14 protein-coding genes and 1 tRNA gene are annotated in these 18,908 nt (G+C 34.0%); 8 read left to right on the forward strand and 7 right to left on the reverse strand.

The features are described from left to right. Positions 1-10: 10 nt before the first annotated feature. The gene (locus QO200_RS00225; protein ID WP_371535106.1) at positions 11-4,975 is read left to right on the forward strand and encodes a LamG-like jellyroll fold domain-containing protein; all 4,965 of its coding nucleotides are present in this window, start codon (positions 11-13) and stop codon (positions 4,973-4,975) included. A gap of 109 nt (positions 4,976-5,084) precedes the next feature. Continuing rightward, positions 5,085-5,330 (forward strand): hypothetical protein, encoded by a 246-nt coding sequence (locus tag QO200_RS00230; RefSeq protein WP_371535108.1) that lies wholly within the window; start codon positions 5,085-5,087, stop codon positions 5,328-5,330. An 85-nt stretch (positions 5,331-5,415) separates the two neighbouring features. Here the strand turns inward: QO200_RS00230 and QO200_RS00235 are convergent, their stop codons facing one another. Next, positions 5,416-5,871 carry a DUF4442 domain-containing protein gene (locus tag QO200_RS00235; protein ID WP_371535110.1) on the reverse strand — a complete coding sequence of 152 codons (456 nt, stop codon included), beginning with the start codon at positions 5,869-5,871 and terminating at the stop codon, positions 5,416-5,418. 196 nt (positions 5,872-6,067) lie between these two features. Here QO200_RS00235 and QO200_RS00240 point away from each other — a divergent pair, with 196 nt between their 5' ends. From QO200_RS00240 to QO200_RS00260, 5 genes are all read left to right on the forward strand, one after another. Next, the gene (locus QO200_RS00240) at positions 6,068-6,523 is read left to right on the forward strand and encodes a DUF4870 domain-containing protein (RefSeq protein WP_371535111.1); all 456 of its coding nucleotides are present in this window, start codon (positions 6,068-6,070) and stop codon (positions 6,521-6,523) included. 125 nt (positions 6,524-6,648) lie between these two features. Next, positions 6,649-6,978 (forward strand): PadR family transcriptional regulator, encoded by a 330-nt coding sequence (locus tag QO200_RS00245; RefSeq protein WP_074723411.1) that lies wholly within the window; start codon positions 6,649-6,651, stop codon positions 6,976-6,978. A 5-nt stretch (positions 6,979-6,983) separates the two neighbouring features. Continuing rightward, the gene (locus QO200_RS00250; RefSeq protein WP_371535113.1) at positions 6,984-8,714 is read left to right on the forward strand and encodes a PspC domain-containing protein; all 1,731 of its coding nucleotides are present in this window, start codon (positions 6,984-6,986) and stop codon (positions 8,712-8,714) included. Between the two features lie 2 nt (positions 8,715-8,716). Then, a complete protein-coding gene (locus QO200_RS00255; RefSeq protein ID WP_371535115.1) occupies positions 8,717-9,457 on the forward strand; it encodes a head GIN domain-containing protein in 741 nt (246 codons plus the stop codon). Positions 9,458-9,542: 85 nt separating this feature from the next. Further along, entirely contained in the window at positions 9,543-10,376 is an 834-nt protein-coding gene (locus tag QO200_RS00260; RefSeq protein ID WP_371535116.1) for a GIN domain-containing protein, read from the forward strand. Between the two features lie 191 nt (positions 10,377-10,567). Here the strand turns inward: QO200_RS00260 and trxB are convergent, their stop codons facing one another. From trxB to QO200_RS00290, 6 genes are all read right to left on the reverse strand, one after another. Next, positions 10,568-11,515: a thioredoxin-disulfide reductase gene (trxB, locus tag QO200_RS00265; protein WP_371535117.1), complete on the reverse strand. Its 948-nt coding sequence runs from the start codon at positions 11,513-11,515 to the stop codon at positions 10,568-10,570. A 380-nt stretch (positions 11,516-11,895) separates the two neighbouring features. After that, the gene (locus tag QO200_RS00270) at positions 11,896-13,068 is read right to left on the reverse strand and encodes an alanine--glyoxylate aminotransferase family protein (protein WP_371535119.1); all 1,173 of its coding nucleotides are present in this window, start codon (positions 13,066-13,068) and stop codon (positions 11,896-11,898) included. Between the two features lie 12 nt (positions 13,069-13,080). Next, a complete protein-coding gene (rraA, locus tag QO200_RS00275) occupies positions 13,081-13,560 on the reverse strand; it encodes a ribonuclease E activity regulator RraA (protein WP_371535120.1) in 480 nt (159 codons plus the stop codon). A gap of 94 nt (positions 13,561-13,654) precedes the next feature. Continuing rightward, positions 13,655-15,280 (reverse strand): isocitrate lyase, encoded by a 1,626-nt coding sequence (locus QO200_RS00280; RefSeq protein WP_371535121.1) that lies wholly within the window; start codon positions 15,278-15,280, stop codon positions 13,655-13,657. 83 nt (positions 15,281-15,363) lie between these two features. Continuing rightward, positions 15,364-16,962 carry a malate synthase A gene (gene aceB, locus QO200_RS00285; protein WP_371535123.1) on the reverse strand — a complete coding sequence of 533 codons (1,599 nt, stop codon included), beginning with the start codon at positions 16,960-16,962 and terminating at the stop codon, positions 15,364-15,366. Between the two features lie 655 nt (positions 16,963-17,617). Then, positions 17,618-17,692 (reverse strand) — tRNA-Pro (locus tag QO200_RS00290). A gap of 444 nt (positions 17,693-18,136) precedes the next feature. Between QO200_RS00290 and QO200_RS00295 the strand changes: the two genes are divergently transcribed. Further along, positions 18,137-18,904 carry a ParA family protein gene (locus tag QO200_RS00295; protein WP_091092104.1) on the forward strand — a complete coding sequence of 256 codons (768 nt, stop codon included), beginning with the start codon at positions 18,137-18,139 and terminating at the stop codon, positions 18,902-18,904. Positions 18,905-18,908 lie beyond the last annotated feature (4 nt).

Raw genomic sequence — 18,908 nt, forward strand, 5'->3', positions numbered from 1 at the left:
AAAACAAACTATGGAGAACTTTACTTTTAAACATCACTCATTTTTATTGTTAATTTTAGTTATTCCATTTTTCAAATTCTATGCTCAAACCGTAACATCACCACAAGTTAATTTTACACAGAGAACTTCGACTGCAACTCCTGCTAAAAAAATATATAATGTAAAAGGAGATTTTACCATGTTAGGAAACACTAACCTAACACTTGCAACTTATGGCGATAATATTGACAATCAAAATAATTACATGAAGTTCGTCGATACTGATAACGACCCTACTACTTTCAATTCATCTAAAGCAACCCTTGAGCTTTCAAATACGGGAGAGAATAGTTCTAATCAAAATTGTTCCACCGTTCTTTTTGCAGCACTATATTGGACCGGAAAATCAGATGATGCGGATATCTTCACCACAACAAAACAGAAACAAACAGGAACAAAATCAGTTAACGCAAATTCGTCGGTAAGTCATAATCAAAATATCCAAGACTCTAATTATTCTTTAAGTATATCAAGCGGATCCAACGGCAATAGTAGGTTTCCATTTTATACATTTAGGGCAAATAATATAACATATCAGTTTGCATACTATACTGATTTTAACATCTACGTTTCGGTAAACAACGGTAATTTTACACTCATTCCATCTTCAACAACCTATAGTGGAGGTTACGCATATGGAACTCTTAACACTCCTTACGTTATTCAAGATGGAGCAGCAAATTTATCCATTAAGCAGTTAGTAAGAAAAAGTAATGGATCTCTAAACACTACAGAGATTCAAAACTCATCAACAGCATCAGTAAATATGTCTGGAACTGTTCCAATTTACACGACCGAATCAAAAACTTTTAATAAGAAAGTAATCTCCTTAAAAGGCCCTGGAGCTAGTACTTATACCTCGATCACAGCGAAAACTACGGGCACTAGCTCTAATCTACTTTTTCCTGGGACTTCAAATAGTGGGATTTTTGTAGGCTATCAAGAAGTCACAGATTACGTAAAAACGCATGGTCCAGGAGCATATACAGTCGCAGATATCGCATTATCAGAAATAGGATCAGAGTACGATTCACCCGGTTTTTCTGGTGGATGGACAATGATTGTTATTTATGAAAATCCCGTTATGAAAAGCAGAGCAGTGACCCTTTTTGATGGCTATGCTAATGTTAATAGTAATGAATATGGAAATATTTCTATATCAGGTTTTACAACCGCAGGATCTGGAAATGTAAACATGAAACTTGGAGTCATGGCAGCGGAAGGAGATATTGGCATATCTGGAGATTATTTGGCGGTACAAAAACTTAATTTACCTACAAATTCCTACCCCTCCAGCTATTCTATATTAACTCATGACGGTAATACGACTAATAACTTTTTTAATTCTTCCATTTTCCCAGTACCTGCAGCAGGTAAAAGTGACCCTATTCTAAAGAATAATTCTGGAGTTGACTTTAGTATGTTCACTATTCCTAATTCTAATAATTCAGTTATAGGAAATAATCAAACTTCAACCAATTTTAGATACGGATCATCTGGTGATGTATATACCATTTTTGGTTTTGCAATGTCTGTAGATGCTTACATTCCCGAGCCAAATGGACTTATAAGTGTAAACTCAATAAATAATAATACAAATCCAACTGTTTTAAATGCATTACCTAGACAAAAAATCAATTACTCGCTTAGCATTACAAATGAGGGAACTGAAGCCACAAATAACACCATAATCGAAATTCCAATCCCAGCAACTGCAATTTTCAATACAGCAGCAGCTATTACATACAATACTTACAATGGTTTTTCAACGGCAGAGCCTCCGCGTTTTGATTCAGCAGCAAATAAAATCATTTGGAAATTAGGGACCTTACCCATAGCTGCCGGTCATCCCGAATATGTATATGCCGATATAAGCTTTGAACTCAATGTTACAAATGATTGTAGTATTATAATAAATGCTGGCTGTAATCCAGTAGTTTCTTTAGAAACTGGTACAATATCAGGTAATGGAGCCACATCGGGCTCCCCATTTACACGGTATTTCTTTCAGGGATACGATAGTACCTCTTGTCATTTACCAATTGAAGGATCAATAAAAGTTGCAATAAACGGAACTTCTTGTGTGGCAGTGCTCGCGGGTGTTGATGCATCACCTTCATGTGGTCTGCAATCTGTTAAATTAGCTGCGACCTCAAGCACTTCAGGAAAGTGGTCAATTGTTAATGGCCCATCTGGCGGAACTTTTTCAAATCAAACAAGCACCAATTCAGAATTTTACAGCCCTAATAGTGGTGTCTACACACTACGATGGACAGTTACGACTAACAATAGCTGTCCCCCTATTACGGATGATGTACAAATTAGTATCGGACTCTGTAATAAATTGGATTTTGATGGGATTGATGATAATGTTAATTTCAACAACAACTTCAATTTAAACAGTGGATCATTTACTATAGAAACATGGATTAAACCAGGGGCAGTAAGCACAGATATTCAAACTATTTTTTCCAAAAGAAATACGCTTGTATCAAATGAGGGTTATGATTTAAGACTTGTAAATAATATAATCTCGTTTAATTGGAATAATTCAAACAACAGTAACTCAATAAAGTCGAACTATCCTGTCAGTACAGGAAGATGGCATCATGTAGCTGTTACATTTGACGGAACATCCTATAAATTATACATAGACGGTGTGAGTGTACAAAGTCCTGTTGCTGGTTCTAATCCAATTATAAATAATAATACAAATTGTATTTTGGGTGCGATGATGCAAGCTCCTACTTATCCTTATCTACCGGTTAATTTCTTTAAAGGATGGATGCAGGAACTCCGAATCTGGAAAGTAGCTTTAACCGAAGCGCAAACTCATCAAATGATGAACCAAAAAATTAAAAATAATAGCACCAATGTTTACGGAGAAGTAGTTCCATTAGCGATTCAGGGGCTAAGTTGGGAAAATTTAGATGGTTATTTCCAAATGACTCAAAGTAGTGATATCGTTGATGGTCTTCTAATGGACAAAACGAGTAATCTCCACAATGGAAGATTAATCGGTATAATTACAGCACAACCTGAAACAGCCCCTCTACCGTACACTTCGTCAATAGATGGAGCGTGGGAGGCAAACAGTTCTTGGACTTATGGTGATGTTTGGAATATCCCCAATACTTTAGGCGTTGACAACACAACTTTCATTGATTGGAATATTGTTAAAACGGTTAATAACATTACAACTATTGGTAATAAACAAGTATTAGGACTTCTCGTGGGAAGCAACACACTTGGAGCAAACAACGATAATAAAATTGAAATCTCGCATTATTTAAAATTAGATGGAAAAATAGACCTAGTCAGTAAGTCACAACTTATACAAACGGAAGGAAGTATCTTAGATATCAACAGCTCCGGTAGTATTGAAAGAGACCAGCAAGGGCAATCAAACAAATACAACTATAATTATTGGAGTTCTCCAGTAAGTACAATAAATACAACGGTTAACAATAAGGATTATACAGTTGGTGGAATTATGAAAGATGGGACAAATAGCACGCCTGTAGACATTAATTGGATTGGCGGCTATGATGGTTCCCCTACTACACCAAAGATTAGTTTAGCTCGTTATTGGTTATTTAAATTTGACAATTATAGTAATGCTTATGCGAATTGGCTTGCAATTGGCGAAACAGGTACTGTAAGAGTAGGCCAAGGATTTACATTAAAAGGGAGCGGAGCGACGACAGCGCTTCAAAACTACACTTTTGTAGGAAAACCTAATAACGGACTAATTAATAGCAATACTGTTAGTCAAAATCAATTATTACTAGCAGGAAATCCATATCCCTCCGCATTAGACTCAGAGGCATTTATAAAAGACAACCTAAGTGTCGTAAATTCTAATACAAATGATGCCATTAATGGAACACTATATCTCTGGGAACATTATAGTACTAATAATACTCATGTTCTAAAAGATTACCAAGGAGGATATGCAGTACTTAATTTAACTGGAAGCACCGCACCTTCCTCAGCAAATGTAGACTTTATTAGTAAAGCAGGAGTACCCTCCAGAGGAATTCCTAACAGGTTTATCCCTGTAGGTCAAGCTTTTTTTATAAGTGGGCGTCCAAATTCTACTAATAGTACTGTAATTTTCAAAAACAGTCAAAGAGCCTTTGTAAAAGAAAATGAAGTTAAAGATTCGAACGTTTTATATAAAATACAAGAAACTAAAAAGGTAGCCTGGAAAAATAACAATAGTGACATCATTCCTGAAAATACAATCAAAAGAATTCGTTTGGGCTTCAACTCCCATAACGATTACCACAAACAGTTGTTATTAGGTTTTATGAATGAAAAAGCAACTGATGCAATCGATTATGGCTATGACGCAACTAGTTTTGACAACTTACCCAACGACATCTACTTCTCAACTAACGGTTGGAAATTAATCATTCAGGGGGTGGGGTATTTTGATGCAGCTGCGTCCTACCCTATTGGTGTAAAAACAGATGCAGCAGGAAAAGTACAGTTCTTAATTGATGAAATCGAAAACTTTGACACTAATCAAGACATTTACATTTATGACAATGAAACAGATACCTATCATAACATTCGTGACAAACTCTATGAGGTTGTTCTTCCTCAAGGGGAGAATAAAACCCGCTTTTCATTGCGCTTTACCGACAAAAAATTAGCTGTAAAAGACGTAGACATTTTAAGTGAAACTGATATACTTATCAGTCATCAAAAAAACAATAACACATTAACAATTCACAACCGCTCATTAGACACCTATATAAATGATATAACACTTTTCAATATTCTAGGACAATCAATTACTTCCTGGAACATTGAAAACCTGAACCAAAAAGACCTCCCTCTTTCTCTTAAACGATTAAGTACTGGGGTATATATTGCTAAGATTAATACTTCCAAAGGACAATTTAGTAAAAAAATAATTATCCAATAAACGCAAACAAAGAGTAGCAACAAAAGTTATGATTTCACAATTTATCTAAATTTAAAAAGCACTTTGTTTTTTTTAATATATTTGGTCATCTAATAACAAACCTCAACAAATGAAAAAGATATTTATCCTTGCTGCATTTGCATTATTCACTATTACTACAAGTGCGCAAGAAGCAAAAGCTGCTCCTAAAAAAGAAGTGAAAGAAAAAAAATGTTGTGCTAAAGAAACCGATTCTAAAGCAATGACTGCTGCAGAAGTTGCAAAATGCAAAGCTAAATGTAAAGCCGAAGGAAAAAAATGTGATGCTACTATGGCAGGAACAGAAGAAAAAAAATGTTGTGCTAAAAAAGCATAAAGTACTTTTCACATAGCAAAAATGCCTCCATCAGGAGGCATTTTTTATTTTAAGCCGAGTTTAAAACTCATTTTATAAATCTGATTTATTTTTTTATTCTAACACTCCATTCAAAATCCATTTCAGATACCTGAACTCCTTTTTCGTCAGTTCCAATAGATTTCATCCAGAAGGTTTGTCCCTCGCCTGTTGCTACAGACTCTTGAATGGCACGTTCTATTAAATGACCGTCCTTACAGACAAATGTTATTCTACCTGTGGCTTTCTTAGTAAAATTTCCCTTATTATTTGCCACTAACATTGATATTTTCTTTCCACTTTTTTGAATTTGATACATAACCAAAGCTCCTGTTGAAAGTTCAGCTGCCATGGCTTGGACTGCAAAATACATCGAATTAAATGGATTTTGGTTAATCCAGCGGTGTTTCACTGTCGTTACACATTCCTTCTCATCAAGTTTCTTTACTCTAACCCCACACAGAAATGCAGAAGGCAATTTGAAAAACAAAAATTTATTTAGTTTAGACGCTGTAAGTTTCATTATCAGTGGTTTTTTTGCTAATGTACAAAAAAATACTATGCGTACATACAATATTACTTTGTTAAAACTATGTTAAGTTTTACTACTATGCGATACAAGATACTGTCTTTTAGATATATATTTGCATAAGAAATTACTATGTACAACTATTCAACAATCACTGAAAGTTTCAATCATCAATCAAAAATCAAAAAAAATGGAAGCAACTACCGAAAAAAACATCGCCACTTTTACTCACCTGAGTGCATTGACCCAGTATTTCATTCCTTTTGGGAATTATATTTTTCCAATAATACTTTGGACTTCAAAAAAAGACAAGTCGGAATTTGTAGATTACAGTGGGAAACAAATACTTAATTTCCAATTAAGCGTGTTACTATACACAATTGCTCTTGCACTTATTGCTATTCCTATTTTGATTGTAACCATTTTTAATAATGTCTCTTTGAACGCTATGATTCACGAGGATAGTTTTGTAATTAATAATATAAATTTTGAAAATAACGTAGCTTTAATCACGCTAGGCTTAACCACTGTATTTGTTTTTATCTGTTTAAAAGTAGCCGAGTTCTTTCTAATCATTTATGCTTCTATAAAAACATCTAATGGTGAAAAATATAAATATCCAATAACGATTCCTTTTATAAAATAGAGAGTCACTAGCCCCGAAGCAGCTCAGGACAAAAGCTAATTAGTAAAGTAATTAACTCCCAAAAAAAAAAACATCAATCAAAAAATGAATAGTTTAATCAACGAAAAAATCAAAAAAAACGAATTATGAATATTGAAAACACAAAAGCCCAGATGCGCAAAGGTGTTCTCGAGTTTTGCATCTTATCTGTTTTGAAAGAAAAAGATGCCTACACATCGGAAATATTAGACACTTTGAAAAATGCAAAATTATTAGTGGTGGAGGGAACCATTTATCCGCTGCTTACCAGACTAAAAAATGACGGATTATTAAGCTACCGTTGGGAAGAATCAACTTCGGGACCGCCTAGAAAATACTACGGTCTTACCGAAATAGGACAAACATTTTTAAACGAACTTACCACTACTTGGACTGAATTGTCTGATGCAGTAAACCTAATCACAAACCAAAAATAATAGCCATGAACAAGACTGTAAACATAAACCTAGGCGGAATGTTCTTTCATATTGATGAAGATGCATACCTAAAACTAACACGATATTTTGACGCTATAAAGCGATCATTATCTAAATCATCTGGACAGGAAGAAATCATAAAAGATATTGAAATGCGTGTTTCGGAATTATTAACCGAAAATCAAAAAACAGACAAGCATGTTGTGGGTCTAAAAGATGTAGACCAAGTAATCGCCGTAATGGGACAACCAGAAGATTATATTATAGAAGAAGACAATCACACTTCTCAAAGCTATAGCAATGCAGCAACCAGAAGAACTAAAAAACTATACAGAGACACTGACAAAGGAATGATCAGCGGAGTTTCGGCAGGACTAGGTCATTATTTTGGAATCGATGCCGTATGGGTTAGAATCATTTTTATCCTATTAGTATGGGGAGCTGGAACCGGAGTTCTTGCTTATATTATTCTATGGATCGTTGTTCCTGCTGCAGTAACAACGTCAGAGAAACTGGAAATGACTGGAGAACCAGTTAATATTTCGAACATCGAAAAAAAAGTTAGGGAAGAATTTGAAAATGTTTCTGACAAGTTTAAAAATGTTGATTACGATAAATACGGGAACCAAATAAAAACGGGAGCCGGAAAAATAGGAAGTTCTTTTGGTGATTTCATCATGACAATTTTTAAAATTTTCGCTAAATTCCTTGGAGTTATCTTGATTATGACAGGCTTAGCTACATTAATGGCCTTATTTATAGGAATGTTTACACTAGGAACTTCTTCTTTTATTGACTTTCCGTGGCAAGGATTTATAGAAGCAGGAAACTTCACTGACTATCCTATATGGGCTTTTGGACTATTGATGTTCCTTGCAGTAGGGATTCCATTCTTTTTCTTGACAGTATTAGGATTCAAACTATTGGCTCCCAATATGAAGTCTATTGGAAACATTGCTAAATACACCTTGCTAGCTTTATGGTTGATTTCAGTTGCTTTAGCCATTTCAATAGGAGTTAAACAAGCATCTGCTTTTGCCGCAGACGGGAGAATAGTTAAAAAAGAAAATATTGTGCTGCTACCAACCGATACGCTACAAATTAAATTCAAGCACAATGATTATTATACTAAGAATATTGATGATCGCGACGATTTCAAAATAGCACAAGATCCTAGCGGTGCAGAGGTATTGTATTCTAACGATGTTAGTTTAAAAATAGAAAGTACTGATGAGAAATTACCTTATATCCAAATTGAGAAAGAGGCAAAAGGAAAATCGATAGCTGAAGCAAGAAAAAGAGCGGAACAAATAAAATACAGTTATAAAATTGAAGGAAATCAATTGACATTAGACAACTACTTAATTACTGATTTAAAGAATAAATTCAGAGATCAGGAAATAGAAGTTACTTTATACTTGCCCGAAGGAACTTTGTTTAAAACAGATTCTAGTGTAAAAAACTATGATCGTTCTAATGATGATTTTTTTAATCTGCACCACAGCTCTGATAAGTATTTGTACAAAGTCTTTGATTCGAAAGTAAAATGTCTGGACTGTCCTTCTGATGAAGATGAGTACAATGATGTTTCAATGCATATTGAAGATGATCAGAACAAGACAATCAAGATCACTAAAAATGGTGTTTCTATTACTAATGACACTGTAAATATTTCAAATAGTGATCTTAAAGAGTTGAAAATAAACAAAGATGGTATAATTATAAAAACGAGATAATCATGTTAAAAGTCATCACAATAATAACGAAATTCATTCTTGTAACATTAACTGCATTATTGTTTGCGTCTTGCAACCATTCGATAAACATAAAATCTATAACGGGAAGTGGCCACGTTACTACCGAGAATAGAAATGTAAATGAGGGTTTTAAAAGTATCGAAGTTAGCAATGCTATTGATTTGATAATTGAACAATCAGACAAAACCGAGATTACAGTTGAAGCAGATGATAATTTACAAGAAAGTATCACTACAACAATTGAAAACGGCGTGCTTATTATCGCTTGTGATTATAATTCTTTTATCAACATCGAATCAAAAAAAGTCACCGTTAAAATGCCTATTATTGAGTCTTTGCGCGCTTCTAGTGCTTCCTCGATTACAAGTGTAAATACACTTAAAGCGGAGAATATTAACCTAAGGACATCTTCGGCCTCAAATATGAATCTGAATATTGAATCGGACAATATTGAATGCAAAGCCAGCAGCGGGAGTTCAATAACTGTTGACGGTATGGCACTAAGTCTAGAGGCTACGGCTTCTAGCGGAAGTGATATTGATGCAAATGATTTACTTGCAAACGAAGTAAGTGCTGTAGCATCTAGCGGGGCGACCATTAATGTTCACCCTATTGTAAGTTTAAAAGCAAAAGCTTCTAGTGGAAGCAATATTAACTACAACAAGACCCCAAAATCAATAGAAAAAAAATCAAGTTCAGGAGGAAGTATCGACAAGGTTTAACTTTTTATTTGACAATTAATAACTGAATCATCCATCAAAAGTGGATGGTTTTTTTATATTTGTAATAATCATAATAAAAGATAAAATGAAAAAATATATAGTAATCACACTACTTGTACTATCAACCACTCTTGTTTCTGCACAAAAAAAAGAAAAAATAAAAGGTTCAAAAACAGTTACGACTGAGCTAAGAGAAATTGGCTATTTTGACACCCTTGAACTAGAAGATAATCTTGAAGTTTATTTAGAAAAAGGAGAAAAACCAGGAATAAAGATTGAAGCAGATGATAATCTTCATGATATTATCTCAATGGATTTAAGAGGTAATACCCTTCGCATCTACACTTCTAAAGAAGCTATAAAATATAGAAAACTGATTGTAAAGGTGACGTATACCAATGAATTAACAAGTGTTTCTTCAAAAAATGATGCAGTTGTTAACGCTATACAAGAAATACAACTTGACTCCATCGTTTTTAAAAGTATCGATTACTCTAAATTATTTTTGAATATAAACACGAAGAATTTTGTTCTGCAAGCGGATGATAAATCAAAAATTGAACTGAATGCAAAATCTGAAAAAGTAAAAATTGTTTTGAGTAAAAATGCCGCCTTGAAATCTTTAATTACAACCCCTGAATTAGCTTGTGACATGTACCAAAAATCAGAAGCAAATATTGAAGGTAGTGCTACGAACGCTGTGATTCGTCTAGACAACAATTCTGATTTAAAAGGAGATAAGTTGACCATTAAAAATTTAGAATTACTTACTGAAAGTTACTCTAATGCTAGTGTAAATGCAGAAACATCTATTAGCATAAGTGCTGGAGAGAAATCTCAAATTGAACTTTATGGTAACCCAAAAATCGAAATAAGAAAATTTGCTGACGAAGCTAAATTACTTAAAAAGGTAAAATAAAATACCTCGGGCAAAGCCCAGGGAGCATTAAAATTCTAATTCAAAAATTTCGGAACAAATTCCAATAAAAGAAGCATAACCTCAGACTAAGAAAATCCTAAAGCGAAATAAAAAGCCCCATCTACTACTTATGTAAATGGGGCCTTTTTTATTCAAAATTTAATCTTTCGAATATTAATTTTATTTAGAAATTACTCTTTAGAAGCTAAATATCTTTCAGCATCAAGTGCTGCCATACAACCTGTACCTGCAGCCGTAATTGCTTGACGATACACGTGGTCTGCAGCATCACCAGCAACAAAAACACCTTCGACATTTGTTTTTGATGATCCAGCAGTATTCACAATATAACCAGTTTCATCTAATGTGATAAAGTCCTTAAAAATATCAGTATTTGGTTTGTGACCAATTGCAACAAAGAAACCTGTGGCTTCAATATCAAAAGTTTCACCACTTGTTTTATTCAAAGCTCTTACACCAGTTACTACTTGTTCATCACCAAGAACCTCAACTGTGTCATGATTCATTAAGATATGAATGTTCTCTGTTTTACGAACGCGCTCTTCCATGATTTTTGAAGCTCGGAATTTTTCACTTCGAACTAACATCGTTACTTTTTTACAAAGTTTAGACAAATAATGAGCTTCCTCACAAGCTGAATCTCCCGCTCCTACTATAACTACTTCTTGATTTCTATAGAAAAAACCGTCGCAAACTGCACAAGCAGAAACACCACCACCCATTTGTAAATAGTGTTGCTCTGAAGCTATTCCTAAGTATTTTGCAGTGGCACCAGTAGAAATAATTACAGTTTCACAATGCAACTCAATTGCATCATTAATCCATACTTTATGAATACCGCCAGAAAAGTCAACTTTGGTAGCCCAACCGTCGCGAACATCGGTACCAAACCGTTGTGCTTGAGCCTGTAAACCCACCATCATTTCTGGGCCTGTTATTCCTTCTGGATTACCAGGCCAGTTTTCAACTTCATTTGTAGTAGTCAATTGACCACCTGGTTGCATTCCTTGATATAAAACCGGATTCATATTTGCTCTTGCAGCATATATTGCAGCAGTATATCCTGCAGGACCAGAACCTATAATCAGGCATTTTATTTTTTCGATAGTATCAGACATAGTAAAATTTTATAATTATTTTAAACAGTACAAAAATAAGTCATATTTAGTGGAATACTGAAACGGAATAATAAGTTTTTGTTATTCTCTAATAAAAAAATCCGCAATGCAGAAACAGTACGTTTTTTCATCGTGGACGACGCATAGCACAAAACCATTCTATATCTTATAAATCATATAGTTGAACTCTAAACAACACTACTAAGAACCGGTTAAACAACTTATTTTTAATATACTTTTATTAACTGGATAAATACAAAAAACGAGTTTTAAGGGAGGAAACCGTTTAATAAAAATGGCGCAAAAGACAAAGTATACTATTTCTCTCTAGTATTAACTCTACCTCTGCGCCAATCTGATTTTTGTGCTAAAAAATTTTACTAGTTAGCTTTTAAAAGTTCAAGTTGAAAAGTTTGCAAACTTTTCCCTACTTCTAAAGGATGACCTAATTCTGATAAAGCACGTTCTAAAGCTCCTAATACAGCCAAAAGGTCATTAGGAGAAACAGAACCCATATGACCTATTCTAAAATAAGTGGTTTTTATTTCTGGCAGTAAACCTCCTGCAATTATCACATTACCATCAACCATTTTAGCGCTAAATGCCGCTCCGTCTATCCCTTCAGGATAATACACGGCGGTTAAGGTATTGGCAGTTATTGTATTTGTTTTTGGCAATATAGTTAGATTTAAAGAAGCGATTCCTGCTCTAAAAGCTTTTGCTAAACTTTGATGTCTTTTTACCCTTTTGTCCATACCTTCTTTACATATAATTTTCAAGCTCGTTTCTAACGCCACAATTAGATTAACTGCTGGTGTTCCAAAATAGGAAGGTTTCCTTTCTTCATAAGCCCTCATTATAGGCAACCAATTGTTCCAATCTGCATAATAATTAGGCACAAGCGTTTTTCTATTTTTCCAAACTTGTAATGCTTTTTCTGAGACCATTAAAAGAGCTAATCCCGGAGGTACGCCAATTGCTTTTTGAGATGCCGTCAAAACAACATCAAGCCCCCACTCATCTTGATTTAACTCTTCACCAGCTACCGAGCATACACCGTCTAAAACACTTAACGTATTATACTTTTTAGCTAATTGAGCTATAGGTTTCGGATCTACCAATATTCCCGTAGAAGTGTCTACATGAGTAATGGTTAAAGCTTTATATTGTTTGTTTTTCAGTTCTTTTTCTATAACATCAAGCCGTACATTTTCGCCTAAAGGCGCTTCTAAAAGCATTGTATTGGCACCATAGCGATCTAAAATATCTTTGAATCGTTTACCAAAATAACCCGAAGAAATAACCAATACATTATCTCCTTGTTCGATGAGATTAGCAGCAGCCATATCCATAGCTAGTGTACCTGTACCTGCGACGATAAATGGTTGCCCTTTTGGAGATTTCCACACTTCTCTCATTAGCTCAAGGCTCTTTCCGAAAATTTCAATAAAATCTGGTGCTACATGACTTGTCGTAGGTATTGCCATTGCTTGTAAAACTTCTGGTTCAAATTCGATAGGACCAGGAATCATCAGTAATTTTCTAGCTTTCATTTGGTTTTTGTTTTATTTTAATAAATTATCTTTACTTACCAATATTCCATCAGCGTCTGCATAAATGTAATATTCTGACAAAAAAGTTATCACTCCAAATTTAACTGGAATATCTATCTCTCCTATATTACGCTTCACGCTTTTAACAGGACAAGTATTTAGCGCTTTGATACCAATATTCATTGAATTTATAACTTCACTATCGCGAATACAACCATTTACAATAATACCTTCCCAGTTATTTTGCATAGCTAATTCAGCTAATTGATCACCTACTAATGCACATCGTAAAGAACCACCGCCATCAATCACGAGTACTCTACCTTTTCCGTCAGATTCTAATTGTTTTCTTACTAATGAATTGTCTTCAAATAACTTTATCGTAGTGATTTTTCCCGAAAACACCTTTTTGCTACCAAAATGTTTAAAAATAGGATCAACACAACTAAGCAATTTTTCATACTCATCCCAAAGGTCTGCAGTTGTAAACATAAATATTGTGAAATTTAAAAAAGTTATTTTAATTGATGAAATTTGAAAAGGCAACATGTGTACATGTTGCCTTTATCATTAAATAGAATAAATATTATTTTTCTAATACCAATTCTCTTTTTTGCTCATTTTTTTTACTTTCAAACTGATCACTAGTGTTTTTAGCTCCATCAGCTTTTAAGGCTTTATCACCAGCAAAGAATGTTTTATGATCATCACCAAGATTTGATCCCGCCATTCTTTGATGTTTTACACAAGAAACACCTTTACGAATTTCTTGTCTCTGAACACCTTTTACATAAGCTAACATTCCCTCTTCTCCAAAATAACCTTGAGTTAAATCATTCATATGAAGGGCTGTAGTATGATAAGTTGGTAATGTAATTAAGTGATGGAAAATTCCAGCTTCTTTTGAACTATCCATTTGGAACGTTCTAATTTTCTCATCGGCACGATGACATAATTCTGAAGAGTCATATTGTGCATCCATTAAATTGTTTCTATCATAAGCTGTCATATTATCACCTTCTGCAAGCATTTCATCATAAGCTTGATTACGGAAATTTAATGTCCAGTTAAAGGAAGGTGAGTTATTGTAAACCAGTTTTGCATTTGGCACTACTTCTCTAATTCTATTAACCATACTTGCGATTTGTTTCACATTTGGTGTTGGAGTTTCAATCCATAAAAGATCAGCACCATTTTGTAGACTCGTAATACAATCTAAAACAACTCTATCTATATTAGAACCATCTTTAAACTGATATAAGCCGTTTGACAATCTAACAGGACGCACTAATTTACCATCTCTTTTAAGTAGTACATCATCTTCTCTAGCATCAGCGATAGTTATTTCTTCTGCTTCCACAAAAGCTAAATATTGAGAAGCTAAATCTCCTGGCTCTGTGCTTACCGGTAACTTTTGAGTAAGACTTGCTCCTTCTGAATCGGTTCTTGCAACAATAACTCCGTCATCAACTCCTAATTCTAAAAATGCATAACGAATAGCATTAATTTTAGCAAGAAAATCTTCATGAGGAACCGTTACTTTTCCATCTTGATGACCACATTGCTTAGCATCCGACACTTGATTTTCAATTTGGATTGCACAAGCACCAGCTTCAATCATTTTTTTAGTCAACAAGTAAGTCGCTTCTTCATTTCCAAAACCTGCATCGATATCAGCAATAATAGGAACGATATGTGTCTCAAAATTATCGATTTGATCCTGCACATCTTCTCCTTTTTCAAGTCTTCTGAATAAATCATTTAAATCAATAGCATCTGCTTGACGTAAGAAATCATAAATTTCTTTGATTAATGCAGGAACCGTAGTTTTTTCGTGCATGGATTGATCTGGTAAAGGACCAAATTCTGAGCGTAATGCAGCAACCATCCATCCAGATAGGTATATGTATCTTTTATTCGTTGTTTTATGATGCTTCTTTACAGCAATAATATTTTGTTGGGCAACAAAACCATGCCATGAACCTAATGATTGGGTATAATTAGAACTATCCGCATCATATTCTGCCATATCTTTTCTCATAATGGCAGCTGTATATTTAGCGATGTCTAAACCTGTTTTAAAACGATTTTGAGCAACCATTCTAGCTGCGCTTTCAGGATTTATTGCATTCCAAGTAGCTCCGTACTTTGCTTTTAAATCTTTTACAGTTTGCAAAGCAGAACTATAGTTACTTTGTTCTAAATTTTTCATAATTTTGTTTTTAGTTATTAAGGTTTTCTAGATTTTGATAATTAAGTCTCGTAAACTATTGCAGTAGTTGCGAGACATTTTTTTTAAATATATTGGTATGCTGGTAGTGTTAAAAATTCTTCGAACTCTTCGGTGGTAACAAGTTTATCAAACAATTTAATTGCCAAATCAAACTTGGAATTTTTTGTTTTTTCTTCCCCAAATTCTGCGGTTAGTTTTTCTATTTCACTATCAAAAATATCTTTGTATAGAGCCATATTAAAAGTTCTTCCATCTTCTATAACAACTTCATTATGTAGCCACTGCCAAACTTGAGTTCTTGAAATTTCTGCCGTTGCAGCATCTTCCATTAAATCATAAAGGGCTACGGCACCATGACCTCTTAGCCAAGCTTCAGTATATAAAATACCAACGTTTATGTTCTTTCTAATTCCTGATTCTGTTACAGTACCTTTTGGCATTTCTACTAAATCTTGTTCCGTTATATGTACATCATCACGTGTTACATGTAATTGGTTAAGTGTTGGCATGTGTTTATCAAATTCTGCCATAGCAACCGCAACTAATGCAGGATGCGCAACCCAGGTACCATCATGTCCATTTTTCACTTCACGCTCTTTATCTTTTCTGACTTTTTCTAGAGCAGCGTTATTTGCTTTTTCATCATTTTTAATAGGAATTTGTGCAGCCATTCCGCCTATAGCAAGAATTCCTCTTTTATGACAACGTTGAATAACCAATTTTGAATACGCATCCATAAATGGTGTCGTCATGGTTACTTGATCACGATTTGGCACTACAAAATTGGGATGATTTCTAAATTTTTTGATGTACGAGAAAATATAATCCCAACGTCCACAATTTAAACCAACAATATGATCTTTAAGTTCAAAAATTATTTCGTCTAGTTGAAAACTTGCAGTAATAGTTTCCACTAAAACAGTTGCTTTAAAAGTTCCGATGGGTACTTCTAAATATTCTTCCGCAAATTCAAAAACTTTGTTCCACCAACGCGCTTCTAAATAATGCTCTAATTTGGGTAAGTAGAAATAAGGTGCTGTTCCATTTTGCATCATAGTTTTCGTATTATGGAAAACATACAAGCCAAAGTCAACCAAACTACCAGAGGCTTTTTCGTCGTTAATTATAATGTGTCTTTCATCTAAATGCAAACCTCTTGGCCTAACCAATAAAACAGCCGTTTCTTGGTTTAATGCATAGGTTTTATTACGTTTTGTATCGACTAAGGAAATTGTCTTTTCGTTAGCATCTATCAAATTTTGTTGCCCTTCAATAGTATTTTTCCAAGTAGGAGAATTACTATCTTCTAAATCGGCCATAAATGTTTTAGCCCCAGAATTTAAAGCATTAACAATCATTTTTCTATCCACAGGACCAGTAATTTCTACACGTCTATCTTGTAAATCGTGTGGAATTGTACCTGCAGTCCAATTTGCTTCTCTTATGTCTGCAGTTTCTCTTGGGAATTCAGGAAACTTTCCGCTATCAAAAATTGCTTGTTGTGCAACTCTACTTTCTAGTAGTTGCAATCTTTCTGCATTAAATTTCTCATGCAGTGCGACAATAAATGCTAATGCTTCATCAGTTAGAATTTCCGGATAGTAATTATTAACCTCTTTAGAAAAGTTAATTTTTGATTGTTTTAATAGTGCGCTTTCCATGATACTTTTAATTTAGAGTACAATACTATAAAAAAGTTTTTAATAAAACAAGCGAACGTTCGTTATTTATTTAATTTTATTAAAAAAAACATGTTCGCAAAAAAACTATTTTTACATTTTCTCAATAACTCTATACCCTACTTAACCAACAACATAGAAGACAACAAGCATTTTTACTTTTAAAAAAAATAACAAAAAACACAGAACCAACACGACCTTATTACACTCCTAAACGCAACTTAATTTTCAACTGCAGATCACAATAAACAAGCATTATACCACATCTATCAATCTTTATCTGTCAATAAAAAAGACAATTAAAACACACTTCATTTAACAAGCTTTCTTTTTACAACTACACTATTGACGCATTTCAAAACGCGATAAAAATTTTAGCGCATAAAAAAACCTCCTTGATACACAAGAAGGTTTTTTTTTATAACAGGGACAGATTTTAATCCGAAAAACGAAAATTAGAACTTGCGGTATTTTCTCGCAAATCCAAAACTAGAACTAGAACTTAAATACCGATTCTCTTACTTCATAAAAGCACAACCAAAATCGTACTTACAAATTAATCATTACTTTAAAATAGTAAAGCTCCACCTAATTTAAAGGCATAAAAAAACCTTCTTGGTTCACAAGAAGGTTTTTGTCGGGGTGGCAGGATTCGAACCTGCGGCCTCCTGCTCCCAAAGCAGGCGCGATAACCGAGCTACGCTACACCCCGTAAGCGAGTGCAAATATAAAACTATTTTTTGCTTAAACAACACTATTTGAAAAATAAGAAACAAAAAATGTTTATAAGAAAGAACGCTGACAATTTACCACTCACATCGGCTTCATCTTTTGTGCTTTAGCTACTATCTTAATAAATCTGTCATTATAAATAAAACATCTCCGTTTATAAACTCAATTATAAAATACCTTACAAATAGGCGAAACACATAACAATATGAACTATTAAAACAACCGGAAACTATAATTCACACGCTCTAATCACCGTCACCACCAAGCTGCAGCAGCAACCTAAAATCATAGAAAACCAAATCTAAAAAAGCATACCATAAAACAAAGCAATATGCCCCTAATCAAGCTTTAACAAATGTTAACAAAATAGATTTTTAGAAACCATAATAAATTGTATTTTTACGGTTCAAAATTTATAAAATAAATGGGCAAAATCATTGCGATTGCTAATCAAAAAGGAGGAGTTGGAAAGACTACAACATCTGTAAATCTTGCCGCTTCCTTAGGAGTTTTAGAAAAGAAAGTATTACTCATAGATGCTGATCCACAAGCTAATGCGAGTTCCGGCTTAGGAATAAACGTAGACGAAGTTGAAATTGGAACGTACCAAATTTTGGAACACAGCAATACACCTAGAGAGGCAATTATAAAATGTTCTGCACCAAACGTAGATGTTATTCCATCACATATTGACCTCGTTGCTATCGAAATCGAATTGGTAGACAAGGAAAACAGGGAATATATGCTTAAAAAAGCACTAGAGAGCGTAAAAGACGATTACGATTATATTATCATTGATTGCGCACCTTCTCTTGGCCTACTTACTTTGAATGCATTGACAGCAGCAGATTCAGTAATAATCCCTATTCAATGTGAATATTTTGCATTAGAAGGTTTGGGTAAATTACTAAATACAATAAAAAGCATTCAAAAAATCCATAATCCAGATTTAGATATTGAAGGATTATTATTAACCATGTTTGACTCCCGTCTTCGTTTATCGAATCAAGTTGTTGAAGAAGTGCAAAAACACTTTAACGATATGGTTTTTGACACTATCATTCAAAGAAATGTAAAATTGAGCGAAGCACCTAGTTTTGGCGAAAGCATCATCAATTATGACGCAACCAGTAAAGGGGCAGCAAATTATTTACATTTAGCTCAAGAAGTTATAAAGAAAAACAGCAAATAGTTTT

This window comes from Flavobacterium sp. Arc3 (assembly GCF_041431375.1).
Taxonomy (GTDB): domain Bacteria; phylum Bacteroidota; class Bacteroidia; order Flavobacteriales; family Flavobacteriaceae; genus Flavobacterium.